The sequence below is a fragment of the Roseivirga echinicomitans genome (genome assembly GCF_001592935.1).
In the GTDB taxonomy this organism is placed as follows: domain Bacteria; phylum Bacteroidota; class Bacteroidia; order Cytophagales; family Cyclobacteriaceae; genus Roseivirga; species Roseivirga echinicomitans.
In genome coordinates this window covers 160,064-172,229 of record NZ_LRDB01000004.1, presented here as the reverse complement: position 1 = coordinate 172,229, position 12,166 = coordinate 160,064, and the positions used below count along the sequence as shown (strand labels likewise).

The following is a 12,166-nucleotide window of genomic DNA, read 5'->3' as shown; positions in this document are numbered from 1 at the left end:
GGAAACTGATATTAAAGACAAGATACCCAAAAACAGCGCCTTTCCTTAGAGCCTGATATTTTTATGGCTACTTTTGCCACAATTCAAAAAACCATACCTCATGCTCAAAATTGGCGTTCTAGGTGCCGGTCATCTCGGCAAAATTCATATCAAATGCATCAAAGACATTCCCGAATACGAGCTCGTGGGATTCTATGACGCTTCGGAAGAAAATGCAAAAGCAGTGGCGCTAGAGCATGGTATTAAAGCCTATGACACTATTGCTGAATTACTTGAGGTAGTTGATGTAATCGATATCGTCACTCCTACTTTGTCTCATTTCGATTGTGCCAAGCAAGCCTTGGATGCTGGCAAACATGTGTTTATTGAAAAACCAGTAACCAATACGATTGCTGAAGCCGAAGAACTTATCAAGCTATCAAGAGCAAAGGGACTAAAAATTCAAGTAGGCCATGTAGAACGATTCAACCCAGCCTATGTCGCTGCTCAAGCCTACCTTAAGCAGCCTATGTTTATTGAAACGCACCGATTGGCACAATTTAACCCAAGAGGTTTGGATGTTCCTGTAGTGCTCGATTTGATGATTCACGATATTGATGTCATTCTACACGCTGTTGGATCTCCAGTTAAACATATCTCGGCCAGCGGGGTTGCTGTAGTCAGTGATACACCAGACATTGCCAATGTGCGCTTAGAATTCGAAAATGGCTGCGTAGCGAACCTTACGACTAGCCGTATAGCAGTAAAAAACATGCGCAAATCACGTTTCTTCCAAAAAGACGCTTATGTATCGGTAGATTTCCTTGAAAAGAAGTCTGAAATCGTGAGAATGCAAGAAGCCACGGGAGAAGAAGGCCCTTTTTCTATGATCTTGGACCTAGGTGAAGGCAAGAGCAAAAAGGAGATCATTTTTGAAAACCCGAAGATTCACCCAACCAATGCCATCCGTGAAGAACTATTCACTTTTAACCAAGCAATAAACAATAACACAGAACCCATCGTAACCATAGAAGATGGCTACAAAGCATTGAAAGTAGCCCAACAAATTCTAGACATTATTGAAGCCAACCTCAAACAGATTGGCTCTTAAACATAAACAACTATATTATGGACAACAGAAAATATTTACCCGCAATAGTCATCACAGTCATTGCGGTGATCATTCTTTTTGCAATATCAAGCAGCGTTTTTTATACCATCCAAGCCAATGAGAGAGCCATTCTCTTTAAAAAATTCTCTGGAGGTTTAGACAAGGACAATGTGATTACTCAAGGCTTTCATGTAAAAGCGCCTTGGAATGAACTGATTGTTTTTGATGTAGCTGAAACCCAAGTGGAAGAAACCATGGATGTGCTCGACAAAAACGGCTTGAGTATTAAAGTAGATGTGTCGGTTCGTTTTTACCCTAAATTTGAGCGTGTTGGCTATATCTATGAAAGTTTCAGAAAGAGTTATGTGAATACTTTGGTTACACCAGAAGTACGCTCCACGGTGCGTCAAGTAATGGGCCGTTACACTGCCGAAGAAATTTACTCTACAAAAAGACCAGAAGTAGAAACTGCAATTCGAACAGAAACTGCAGAAGTATTAGGCAGTGAGTCTAATAACATTGAAATGAGAGCGCTTCTTATCCGTTCGATCAACCTTCCGGACAAAATTAAGCAAGCCATTGAAAGTAAATTACAGCAAGAGCAAGAAGCTTTGGCTTATCAGTTCCGTTTGGACAAAGAAAAGAGTGAAGCGGAGAGAAAAAGAATTGCCGCTGAAGGTGAATCTGCTGCCAATAAGATTATTAACAATAGCTTAACACCAAGCCTTTTAAAGATGCGTGGCATTGAAGCAACGTTGAAATTGGCTGAATCTCCCAACTCAAAAGTGGTTATTATTGGTCAAGGAGATGAGGGCTTACCGTTAATTTTAGGGGGTAACAATTAAAAATAACTAAAGTAGGGAACAAGAGTTTCATTTAAGTGTTTAATACATTAAATTCGCTCGCCTAATAAAGCACCCCAAACTAGTAAAACACTTTATAGAATGTCAAGTACTGCTGAGATTAAAGTTGACGGTAAAACATTAGAACTACCGGTAATTGAGGGCACCGAAAATGAGAAAGCCATAGATATTTCTTCTCTAAGAGGAGAAAGTGGCGTGATCACTATCGACCCAGGATTTAAAAATACAGGTTCAACCAAAAGCGCCATTACTTTCCTTGATGGTGAAAAAGGAATTCTACGTTATAGAGGTTACTCAATCGAAGAGTTAGCTGAGAAGTCTACCTTCCTTGAAGTTTCATACCTTCTGATTTACGGAGAACTCCCTACCCCAGAACAGTATAAAGATTTTACCAAAACCATCACCAACCACACATTGGCACATGAAGACATCAAAAAGATTCTAGAAGGATTTCCTTCAACTGCTCACCCTATGGGCGTATTATCTTCTTTGGTTTGTGCTCAAACAGCCTTCTACCCTGCTTCTTTAGACCCTAATAGAGCAGCGCCAGAAGTGGACATGAGTATTATCCGTTTGCTTGCTAAAATGCCAACATTTGCAGCTTGGTCATACAAAAACCAAATTGGGCATCCAGTAAACTACCCAGACAATAGTCTGGACTACTGTAGCAACTTCCTTAAGATGATGTTTTCTAACCCAGCGGAGGCTTATGAGGTTGATCCTGTAGTTGCGAATGCTTTAGATAAGTTATTGATCTTACATGCTGATCACGAACAAAACTGCTCTACTTCAACTGTAAGAATGGTAGGTTCATCTCATGCGAGTTTATATGCTTCCATTTCAGGTGGAATCAATGCCCTTTGGGGACCGTTACATGGTGGTGCTAACCAAGCGGTAATCGAAATGCTTGAAAGCATCAAAAAAGACGGTGGAGACACTAAAAAGTGGATGGCGAAAGCTAAAGACAAAAACGATCCATTCCGTTTGATGGGCTTCGGACACAGGGTTTATAAAAACTTTGACCCAAGGGCTAGAATCATCAAAAAAGCGGCAGACGATGTTTTGGCAAAATTAGGAGTTAATGACCCTATTTTAGAAATCGCCAAAGGTTTGGAAGAAGAAGCTTTGAACGATGCTTACTTCGTAGAAAGAAAACTATATCCAAATGTGGACTTCTACTCGGGTATTATCTACAGAGCCTTAGGCATCCCTACCGACATGTTTACAGTAATGTTTGCGATGGGTAGACTTCCTGGTTGGATTGCACAATGGAAAGAAATGCGTGAGAACAAAGAACCAATCGGAAGACCAAGACAAGTATATACTGGTTACAACGAAAGGTCTTACACTTCTATTGATAAAAGATAATTAAGTTTTACTTGATATTTAAAAGGAGTTTATCTTGTGATAAACTCCTTTTTTGTTGGTACAAAGTCTAAAAACGCAAAAGAGTATACCAAAATATTAATTACACCAAAACAACATACACTAAATTATAGTTTTGATATTTAACTGATTTACAGTATATTATACTTCAATTTGACAAATATTCAAAATCACTAAATTCGAAACTATATGAATTTCCAAGGAGTAAAAGCACCAGAGGTACCCAAAGGCGTTCAGCAGTACCGCCCAGTTACCGATTACATGACCCACGAGGTTATTTCATTCAGCCCTGAACAAAGCATAGCAGATGCTATGGATATCTTTTTAGACAAGCACATTTCAGGCGCACCCGTCATTGATGAGAAAGGAAAAATTATTGGAATACTTTCAGAGATTGATTGTATGAGAATTATGGTAGACGAAGCTTACCACAACCTTCATCATGGAAAGATTACTGTTGCAGAATACATGAGCAATAACGTAGCTACAGTATCTGTTGACATGGATGTCTTAGACTGCGCTCAAAAGTTCCTTAGAACGCATTACAGAAGGTTTCCGGTAGTCGATGTAAACGGTAGAATCAAAGGCCAAGTAAGTAGAAGAGACATTCTTCAGGCCACTAGAGACTTAAAAACTTCTTCTTGGTAGAAACTATAGTACATCCTTCCATTCCTCATTACGCTTTAATGTAGCTTTTGCAAAAGGGCACAGTGGAATGATTTTGACTTTATTTTTACGTGCATACTCCACGGCATGCTCAACTAACTTTAACCCCATACCTGTACCTCTAAGCGTATCGCTTACTTCTGTATGGTCAATAATGATTTTATCGGGTCCTGCTTTCGAGAAAGTCATTTCAGCTAGCCGTTCTCCCTCTTTTTCAAAATAAAAACTACCCTTATTCTCTGTTTCTTGCTGCTGTATAATTGTTCCCATGGTTTCTTTTTGAATTTACAATACCAAGTTAAGAAACAGGGAGGTGATTTATAAATCATACCCTATAATTGGGGTGAAAAATAAGCCCATGTAAATACGTTACATGAGCTTCATTTTTTCAGGTTGAGGAAATACGGAATAACTGAGCCTCTTCAATTATTCTTCATTACAAAGGAGAACGAATAAGAATTTATTAAACTCAGTGAAACTCATAAATTATTTACCTAAGTGATTTACCTAGATCAAATCAATAAAGCCTAAAGGAAAAAAAGACATAGATTTGATGAGTTAAAGCCCAAAGATCACTTCGCCATCAAAATAAATCTTCACTGTAGAGATTTTTATCCTACTCAAGACCAAACAGTTGAAGAATATTCGAAAAATTAGTTCGTTTTTTTAGCTCCTGATGTTTGTAAATCAAGAACAGTATACTACTTTTGCATCACCTTAAACGAAAGGGATTACAAACAAAGATATTGGAGCGGTAGTTCAGCTGGTTAGAATGCCTGCCTGTCACGCAGGAGGTCGCGGGTTCGAGTCCCGTCCGTTCCGCAAAAAGCCTTAGAGAAATCTAAGGCTTTTTTTGTTTCTACCTTTTAACCTCTCCTTTCAAACTCTATATTTGCGCTCCCGATTCAAAATAAACCTATGAGCGAACTCATCAAAGAACTACAATGGAGAGGCATGATCCACGACATCATGCCCGGTACCGAAGAACAACTAGATAAAGAGCAAACCACAGGTTATGTTGGCTTCGACCCTACTGCCGATTCATTGCACATTGGCAACTTGGTTCCTGTAATGCTTTTGGTGCACCTTCAGAAGGCAGGCCATAAGCCTATCGCTTTGGTGGGTGGTGCTACGGGTATGGTGGGTGATCCTTCAGGGAAATCATCTGAAAGACCAATGCTTTCGGAAGAACTCTTAAACCATAACCTGGACTCACAGAAAAAACAGCTTCGCAAGTTCTTAGATTTTGATTGCGGTGAAAATTCTGCGCAACTCGTCAATAACTACGACTGGTTCAAAGATTTCAACTTCCTTGATTTTATCAGAGAAGTGGGCAAGCACATCACTGTGAATTACATGTTGGCCAAAGATTCTGTGAAAAACAGATTGGAAAGCGGAATGTCATTCACTGAATTCTCTTACCAACTCGTTCAAGGCTACGATTTCCTTCACTTGAACCAAAACTACGATTGCAAATTGCAAATGGGTGGTTCAGACCAGTGGGGCAACATTGTTACGGGTACTGAATTGATCAGAAGAAAGGTGCAAGGCGAGGCTTTTGCCATGACGGCTCCTTTGATTAGAAAAGCAGACGGATCTAAATTCGGTAAATCAGAAGGCGGAAACGTTTGGCTGGATCCGAAGAAGACCTCCCCTTACAAATTCTACCAGTTTTGGTTGAATACGTCTGATGAAGACGCTTCGAATTTCATTCGTGTGTTTACCCTTCTTCCGAAAGAAAAGATTGAGGCTCTGGAAACTGAACACAATGAAGCACCGCATTTAAGAACTTTACAAAAGGCTTTGGCGGAAGACATCACTCTTAGGGTTCACTCTGAAGAATATTTAAAAACAGCTATTAAGGCGTCTAACATTCTTTTCGGAAAGTCTACCACCGAAGACCTTGAGTCTTTAGATGAAGACACATTACTTTCAGTATTTGAAGGAGTTCCTCAGGTACAAGTGTCTAAAGCGGACTTAGATCAAACAGAGAACGCTATTGACTTGCTTTCTGTAGTGACGCAAGAGGTGATCTTTAAATCTAAAGGTGAGGCCCGCAGAATGCTGCAAGATGGCGGAGTGAGCATCAACAAAGTAAAAATAGAAGACATGAATGCTAAACCAACCATTCGTTTACTTCAGGAGAAGTACTTCTTGGTTCAGAAAGGGAAAAAGAATTACTACTTGATTTCAATTACCGAATAAGGTAAATTGAGCTAAATCATTCAAAAAGAAAGCGTTAAGAAATTGATTTTTGGCGCTTTCTCCCTTTTCACACAGATCAATTCAAATCAGCAGTGCAAACCGTAATACGGTTTCTTCAATATGGAAGATAGTTACAGACACAAGGGAATGCGAAGACAGCTCGTCAAAGTGGTTCGCTCCAAAGGCATTAAAGACGAACGGGTCTTGGACGCGATCGGGAAAATTCCACGCCATTTTTTCTTCGAAAATGCCTTAGTAGAGCACGCTTATGAAGATAAAGCTTTCCCCATTGGGGCTGGGCAAACCATATCTCAACCTTATACCGTAGCCTTTCAAACTGAATTACTGAATATAAAATCAGGCGATAAGGTTTTGGAAATAGGAACGGGTTCAGGTTACCAGTCCATAGTCCTTTTAGAACTTGGTGCCGAAGTGTATACCATTGAGTATCAAAAGGAGCTTTATGAGCGTACCAGATTCGCCCTACCCGAAATGGGCTACAAGGCTAACTTCTTCTATGGAGATGGATCGCTGGGTTTACCAAGGTTTGCTCCTTACGATAAAATAATCGTCACTGCAGGCGCTCCTACTGTACCCGATGCGCTCATAGACCAGCTAAAAGTAAACGGTTGCTTGGTCATTCCTGTGGGCAATGCCAAAACCCAGCAAATGCTAAAGCTTACCCGACTGGAGGGCAACAAGCTTCGCAAAGAAGTTTTCCACGATTTCAAGTTCGTGCCCCTACTCGGTGACGATGGTTGGAAAAAATAAACATTAAATAACCATCATATTTAAATATGATGGTTATTTAATTTATAAAAATGAAATTCCATTCCATTCTTTCATCTTACCGCATTAGCTTTGCAGCATAAAACGAAGTTATGGCAGTAAAGACAAAAACCACCAAAGATTCACGCGTAACAATGACGGAGTTAGTACTTCCTAACGACACCAATACACTCCACAACCTTATGGGGGGCAAACTGATGCACTGGATGGACATTAATACTGCCATCGCAGCGCAAAAGCACTCTAATCGTATTGTGGTTACTGCCTCTGCCGATAACATCTCCTTCGGAAAGCCTATTGCTTTGGGAGATGTAGTGACGCTTACTGCCAACGTCACCCGTGCTTTCAACTCTTCTATGGAGGTATATTGCGAAGTATGGGCTGAAAACATTCCTTCTGGACGTAAATTCAAAAGCAACAGTGCCTACTTTACCTTTGTTGCGGTAGATCAAAGTGGAAGACCGATTGATGTACCAGAACTCGTTCCAGAAACTGCTGAAGAAAAGGAGCAATACGAAGGAGCATTAAGGAGAAGACAACTCCGTTTGGTTTTGGCCAAAAGGATGAAGCCAGACGAAGCGACAGAGCTGAAAAGTCTTTTCTTTGGATCATAGTCTATATTTCACTAGACAATTGTTAGATTTATCAAAATAACCAATTGGCGCCATGGCTGAGGAGATCTCATTCCTTTCTCATTTTATTACTGAAGAAATTTATCTGATTAAAGATGATGTTGCGCCAGCGGCAACCCAAGAGATTAAGACTGAAAAAGCCAGCCCAACCCCTACCAAAGAAGTGAAGACGGAAGAGGTAGCAGAAACTCCTGTTGAGAAGGTTATTTCGTCCCCACCAGCTCCCGTGGTGGAAGAGGCTAAACCCGTTTACATCAAGCCCCTCCCTACTGAAGGCAATAATCTCAAGCATTGCCTCATCTTTTTTGAAGCTGAACAGCCTCAATTGGAAGCTGAGAAAAAAGCTTTCCTCCTTAAGGTATTGACTTCCGTAAAACGAAGTTTAGACGATGTGCTTTTGGTGAATGTGAAAGAAGCTTCTCCAGCACAAATTGAAGCGATGTTGAATGAGTTTAACCACCGTCATGTCTTAGTCTTCAATTCTAAAAAACTAGACAGTTATAACAACAGCCCAGTTTACGAAGTCAAAGAAGATCGTAAGAAGTTCTACATGAAAGCGGACGACCTTGGCGAAATAGAAGCAACTGTGGCCTTGAAAAAGGCCATTTGGGCTGGTTTGCAGAAGATGTTTTTATAATGCATTTCAATTTAAAGCGGCTTGATCACCTCGCTTTCTGGATTAGTCTTTCAGGAATCGTGGTTTTTATTGCCGACTTTGGCTATACCCAATCAGACCTATCTCAAAGTATCATCAATAGCTATTATTTTGTAGTACTGGGGATTGGACTGACATCAATCACGCTTCGCTATGTTGAGCGAAAAAACCAGAAAAAGACTAAGGTACTCATCTTCGATATCCTTAGCGTACTCATCACCCTCACTGTACTTTATCTTCATTTAATCCATGGGTCAAGCCACAAGCTACACCCCATACTATTCAATGACAACCTGATTAAGTCTGCCGTAATCCTGACCTTTATTCGGGAATTTTCAGAGTTAAGGCTCATTTATAAGCGGACGGTGCTCAACCCAGCTCAATTGTTCATTATCAGTTTCTTGGTCATCATTCTACTGGGCACGGTGCTTCTGATGCTCCCACGAGCCACCTATGATGGGATTTCGTTCATTGACGCCTTCTTCACCTCTACCAGTGCAGTTTGTGTCACAGGTCTTATCGTAGTGGACACTGGAAGCTACTTCACGGAATTTGGGCAGATTATTATCATATGCCTAATTCAAATTGGCGGCTTGGGGATTTTGACCTTTGCCAGCTACTTCAGCTACTTCTTTAAAGGCGGCTCTACCTATGAAAACCAATTGGCACTGGGCGATATGAGCAATTCAAAAAAGCTCAGTGAAGTCTTCTCCACCTTAAAATATGTGCTCATTATCACCTTTGGCATTGAAATGTTATCAGCCTCGTTGATTTATTTCAGCTTGGATCCCAGCACTTTTGAGTCTCAATACAGCCAAATATTTTTCGCTGTATTTCATTCTATTTCAGCATTCTGTAACGCAGGCTTTTCCACGCTCAGCAATAGCGTATATGACGTAGGCTTTAAATTCAATTACTTCTTACAAATTGTATTAATTTCTACCTTCTTTTTGGGTGCCCTGGGCTTCCCAATTGTGGTCAATATTCTGAATTACTTGAAGTATCGTTTGTCACAGGTGTTTACCTTTTCAAGTCGACTAAAGAATTACAAACCTTGGGTACTGAACCTAAACAGCCGGATTAACCTAATCACAACAATCTCATTGACAGCCATTGGATTTGTATTGTTCTTTATGCTGGAGTACAATAACACAATGGCCGAACATAGCTTTTTCGGTAAGATAGTGACCGCCCTATTTGGTGCTGCCACGCCTAGAACCGCTGGCTTTAACTCCGTGGATATGGCTGCTTTGAGCTTCCCAACCCTAGTAATGACATTGCTATTGATGTGGATTGGCGCATCGCCTTCTTCAACCGGCGGGGGGATTAAAACCAGTACTTTCGCCATAGCCACCCTGAACATTCTGAGTATTGCCAGAGGGAAAACGAAAATTGAAGTGTTCAGAAGAGAAATATCCGATATATCGGTGAGAAGATCTTATGCTATTATATCCCTTTCCCTAGTAGTAATTGGGTTTGGAATCATGGTCATTTCAATGTTCGATGGCGATAAAACGCTCATGCAAATTGCTTTTGAATGCTTCTCGGCTTACAGTACAGTAGGCTTAAGCTTGGGCATTACGGGCGATTTAACCAGTGTGAGCAAGATTGTGCTCGTTATCATCATGTTTGTGGGTAGAGTAAGCATGTTATCCATTATGATTGCTATTATGGATAAAGTAAAGCACAAGAGTTACAGGTATCCTACGGAAGAAATTACGATCAATTAAAACTTCAATCAATGAAATACATCATAGTTGGATTAGGGAATTTTGGAGCTTCGTTGGCTGAAAAACTGACTGCTCAAGGGAATGAAGTGATTGGAATTGACACTTCAATGTCAAAGGTAGACACGTTCAAAGAGAAAATTTCTCATACAATTTGCATGGATGCCACCGATGAGTTTACCGTAGCAGGCTTGCCCTTAAAAGATACCGACATCGTAATCATAGCCATTGGCGAAGACCAAGGCTCAAATATAATGGTGACCGCCATATTCAAAAACCTTGAGGTTAAACGACTGATCAGCAGAGCAATAAACCCACTACACGAAAAAGTACTTAAAGCATTAGGGGTAGATGAAATAGTGTATCCTGAGCAAGAAACCGCAGAACGTTGGGCCAAAAAGCTTTGCATGAAAAATGTCGTAGACTCATACGAATTAGGCGAAGACTATAGTATTATAGAAGCCAATGTACCTGAAGAACACATCGGGCAAACAATTCAAGAAGTGCGTTTCAGAGAGAATTTCAACCTCTTGGTATTGACTACCATTAGAAAAAAAGAGGTGAAGAGTATTTTGGGTAAAACTAAAACTGAGTCGAAAGTTCAGGGCGTTGCAACACCAGACTTTATGCTCGAACAAGATGACATCCTCGTGCTCTATGGATCCAACAAGGATTTAGAAAAGTTCTTAAAGATGAAAACGGAATAAAGCCTAGCTAAAAAATCATGGGTGCGCGGAAACCCAGATTTCACCATCCTCGAAAAACTCCTTCTTCCAAATGGGTACCGTTTCTTTTAGGGTATCAATACAGTATTCACAGGCATGAAAAGCCGCTTTTCGATGTGGAGCAGCCACCACAATCACCACGGCTTCCTCTCCTACTTTCACCAAACCTGCGCGATGATGAATCAGCACTTCCTCTACCTGAAACTTAGCCTTGGCTCGATCAGCAATCTTCTGCATTTCCTTCAATGCCATTTTCTCATAGGCTTCAAATTCTAATTTGAGGACTGGTTTGCCTTTGGTTTGATTGCGCACGGTGCCTACAAAACTGACAATGCCCCCACACTCAGGATAAGAGACAGCCGCTAAGCAAGCTTGAGGGTCGAGTTTTTCAGAAGTAATATGAATCAGTGTTTTCATCCGCCACTTACAGGTGGAATTAGCACCACCTCGTCATTTTCTTTAATCAAATAATCATCATTCACATAATCGGCATTGACGGCCAATTGCAGAGAAGCAAGCCCTTGGAACGCAGGATAGAGATCAACCAAAGCTTGGCGCACATCGGCCACAGAGCTCTGTTCATCCATTTCTAGCGTGACCTGATTACCGTTCAGAATATCCTTCGCAATGCCAAAAGCAATCACTTCAATTTTCATCTTATCTCTTTTCAAACAAGGTACTTCAATAATAGGCGTCCGCCAGCAAATAACACTAAGAATGCAGTGAGCATTTTCACCTTTTTCTGCGAAAGCTTAAAAACCGAAAGCCTGGAGCCCAATTGCCCTCCTACCAAAACGCTAAGGCCCAAGTATAAAATCATTTCAAAGTCAAAGGTCAAATTGTCCTGACTGAGTTGCCCCGCCAAACCTGATGCTGAATTAATCAGGATAAAAAAACTAGCAGTACCTGCAATGGTTTTGGCCTTGTCCCAATGCATAATATGCAGCAAAGGCGAAAGGAAAATCCCGCCTCCAATCCCTACGGAACCCGCCAACAAGCCAATACCACCACCAATGGCTCCATTCACGATTGGCATGTCCTTCTTTTCTTTTGATGCTTTCTCAATACTCACCTTCCTCAAGTAATCTTCCAACAACATGATGATACCAGCAATGACCAAGGTTGAACCCAAAAGAATGAAGAATACATTTTCCTTAAAAGGAATTCTCGCCCCAAGAAATGCCAGCGGCACACTGATCAAAACCAGTGGTAAAGTCTTCTTCCATTTAATATGGCCTTGCTTCGCGAAGAGGTAGGTGCCGCCACTTACCACAATAAGATTGCACACCAGAGCGATGCTGCGCAGCAGTCGATATTCAAAGCTATAAAGGGATAGGATGGCCAAATAACTGGAGCCGCCACCAAAGCCCACGGAGGAATACAAAAAGGCGATTGCGAAAAAGAAGAAGATCAATTCGTAGTCCATGA

14 protein-coding genes and 1 tRNA gene are annotated in these 12,166 nt (G+C 40.9%); 11 read left to right on the top strand and 4 right to left on the bottom strand.

Annotation, left to right across the window (positions count from 1 at the left end; translation table 11 throughout):
- The first annotated feature begins 100 nt into the window (after positions 1-100).
- The 4 genes from AWN68_RS06860 to AWN68_RS06845 all read left to right on the top strand — a co-directional run bounded on the left by AWN68_RS06860 (position 101) and on the right by AWN68_RS06845 (position 3,987).
- Positions 101-1,090: a Gfo/Idh/MocA family protein gene (locus tag AWN68_RS06860; RefSeq protein WP_068413182.1), complete on the top strand. Its 990-nt coding sequence runs from the start codon at positions 101-103 to the stop codon at positions 1,088-1,090.
- Positions 1,091-1,107: 17 nt separating this feature from the next.
- Positions 1,108-1,935 (top strand): prohibitin family protein, encoded by an 828-nt coding sequence (locus tag AWN68_RS06855; protein WP_068413180.1) that lies wholly within the window; start codon positions 1,108-1,110, stop codon positions 1,933-1,935.
- 99 nt (positions 1,936-2,034) lie between these two features.
- Positions 2,035-3,321, top strand: coding sequence for a citrate synthase (locus AWN68_RS06850; RefSeq protein WP_068413177.1), 1,287 nt, complete (start codon positions 2,035-2,037; stop codon positions 3,319-3,321).
- A 207-nt stretch (positions 3,322-3,528) separates the two neighbouring features.
- Positions 3,529-3,987 (top strand): CBS domain-containing protein, encoded by a 459-nt coding sequence (locus AWN68_RS06845; protein ID WP_068413175.1) that lies wholly within the window; start codon positions 3,529-3,531, stop codon positions 3,985-3,987.
- A 3-nt stretch (positions 3,988-3,990) separates the two neighbouring features.
- Here AWN68_RS06845 and AWN68_RS06840 read toward each other — a convergent pair whose 3' ends face one another.
- Positions 3,991-4,275 (bottom strand): GNAT family N-acetyltransferase, encoded by a 285-nt coding sequence (locus AWN68_RS06840; protein ID WP_068413172.1) that lies wholly within the window; start codon positions 4,273-4,275, stop codon positions 3,991-3,993.
- Between the two features lie 478 nt (positions 4,276-4,753).
- Between AWN68_RS06840 and AWN68_RS06835 the strand changes: the two genes are divergently transcribed.
- The 7 genes from AWN68_RS06835 (at position 4,754) to AWN68_RS06805 (ending at position 10,720) form a co-directional block, all read left to right on the top strand.
- Positions 4,754-4,827 (top strand) — tRNA-Asp (locus tag AWN68_RS06835).
- A gap of 96 nt (positions 4,828-4,923) precedes the next feature.
- Positions 4,924-6,210 carry a tyrosine--tRNA ligase gene (gene tyrS, locus AWN68_RS06830; protein WP_068413169.1) on the top strand — a complete coding sequence of 429 codons (1,287 nt, stop codon included), beginning with the start codon at positions 4,924-4,926 and terminating at the stop codon, positions 6,208-6,210.
- 147 nt (positions 6,211-6,357) lie between these two features.
- A complete protein-coding gene (locus AWN68_RS06825) occupies positions 6,358-6,981 on the top strand; it encodes a protein-L-isoaspartate(D-aspartate) O-methyltransferase (RefSeq protein ID WP_245657977.1) in 624 nt (207 codons plus the stop codon).
- A gap of 110 nt (positions 6,982-7,091) precedes the next feature.
- On the top strand, positions 7,092-7,613 hold the full coding sequence (locus tag AWN68_RS06820) for an acyl-CoA thioesterase (protein ID WP_068413164.1): 522 nt from the start codon (positions 7,092-7,094) through the stop codon (positions 7,611-7,613).
- A 52-nt stretch (positions 7,614-7,665) separates the two neighbouring features.
- A complete protein-coding gene (locus tag AWN68_RS06815) occupies positions 7,666-8,268 on the top strand; it encodes a hypothetical protein (protein WP_068413159.1) in 603 nt (200 codons plus the stop codon).
- The gene (locus AWN68_RS06810; protein WP_068413157.1) at positions 8,268-10,016 is read left to right on the top strand and encodes a TrkH family potassium uptake protein; all 1,749 of its coding nucleotides are present in this window, start codon (positions 8,268-8,270) and stop codon (positions 10,014-10,016) included. Before AWN68_RS06815 ends, AWN68_RS06810 begins: the two co-directional genes overlap by 1 nt.
- A gap of 11 nt (positions 10,017-10,027) precedes the next feature.
- Positions 10,028-10,720 (top strand): potassium channel family protein, encoded by a 693-nt coding sequence (locus tag AWN68_RS06805; RefSeq protein ID WP_068413156.1) that lies wholly within the window; start codon positions 10,028-10,030, stop codon positions 10,718-10,720.
- A 15-nt stretch (positions 10,721-10,735) separates the two neighbouring features.
- Here the strand turns inward: AWN68_RS06805 and AWN68_RS06800 are convergent, their stop codons facing one another.
- From AWN68_RS06800 to AWN68_RS06790, 3 genes are read right to left on the bottom strand one after another with little or no spacing between them, the layout of a single operon-like run.
- On the bottom strand, positions 10,736-11,155 hold the full coding sequence (locus tag AWN68_RS06800) for a molybdenum cofactor biosynthesis protein MoaE (protein WP_068413153.1): 420 nt from the start codon (positions 11,153-11,155) through the stop codon (positions 10,736-10,738).
- The gene (locus tag AWN68_RS06795; RefSeq protein ID WP_221405710.1) at positions 11,152-11,409 is read right to left on the bottom strand and encodes a MoaD/ThiS family protein; all 258 of its coding nucleotides are present in this window, start codon (positions 11,407-11,409) and stop codon (positions 11,152-11,154) included. Before AWN68_RS06795 ends, AWN68_RS06800 begins: the two co-directional genes overlap by 4 nt.
- Positions 11,406-12,164 (bottom strand): sulfite exporter TauE/SafE family protein, encoded by a 759-nt coding sequence (locus tag AWN68_RS06790; protein ID WP_068413151.1) that lies wholly within the window; start codon positions 12,162-12,164, stop codon positions 11,406-11,408. Before AWN68_RS06790 ends, AWN68_RS06795 begins: the two co-directional genes overlap by 4 nt.
- Positions 12,165-12,166 lie beyond the last annotated feature (2 nt).

Coding starts and splice junctions, on each gene's coding strand:
- AWN68_RS06825 (WP_245657977.1), top strand. CDS start 6,358: ATGCGAAGACAGCTCGTCAAAGTGGTTCGCTCCAAAGGCATTAAAGAC.
- AWN68_RS06845 (WP_068413175.1), top strand. CDS start 3,529: ATGAATTTCCAAGGAGTAAAAGCACCAGAGGTACCCAAAGGCGTTCAG.
- AWN68_RS06805 (WP_068413156.1), top strand. CDS start 10,028: ATGAAATACATCATAGTTGGATTAGGGAATTTTGGAGCTTCGTTGGCT.
- AWN68_RS06815 (WP_068413159.1), top strand. CDS start 7,666: ATGGCTGAGGAGATCTCATTCCTTTCTCATTTTATTACTGAAGAAATT.
- AWN68_RS06790 (WP_068413151.1), bottom strand. CDS start 12,164: ATGGACTACGAATTGATCTTCTTCTTTTTCGCAATCGCCTTTTTGTAT.
- tyrS (WP_068413169.1), top strand. CDS start 4,924: ATGAGCGAACTCATCAAAGAACTACAATGGAGAGGCATGATCCACGAC.
- AWN68_RS06810 (WP_068413157.1), top strand. CDS start 8,268: ATGCATTTCAATTTAAAGCGGCTTGATCACCTCGCTTTCTGGATTAGT.
- AWN68_RS06850 (WP_068413177.1), top strand. CDS start 2,035: ATGTCAAGTACTGCTGAGATTAAAGTTGACGGTAAAACATTAGAACTA.
- AWN68_RS06840 (WP_068413172.1), bottom strand. CDS start 4,275: ATGGGAACAATTATACAGCAGCAAGAAACAGAGAATAAGGGTAGTTTT.
- AWN68_RS06855 (WP_068413180.1), top strand. CDS start 1,108: ATGGACAACAGAAAATATTTACCCGCAATAGTCATCACAGTCATTGCG.
- AWN68_RS06800 (WP_068413153.1), bottom strand. CDS start 11,155: ATGAAAACACTGATTCATATTACTTCTGAAAAACTCGACCCTCAAGCT.
- AWN68_RS06820 (WP_068413164.1), top strand. CDS start 7,092: ATGGCAGTAAAGACAAAAACCACCAAAGATTCACGCGTAACAATGACG.
- AWN68_RS06860 (WP_068413182.1), top strand. CDS start 101: ATGCTCAAAATTGGCGTTCTAGGTGCCGGTCATCTCGGCAAAATTCAT.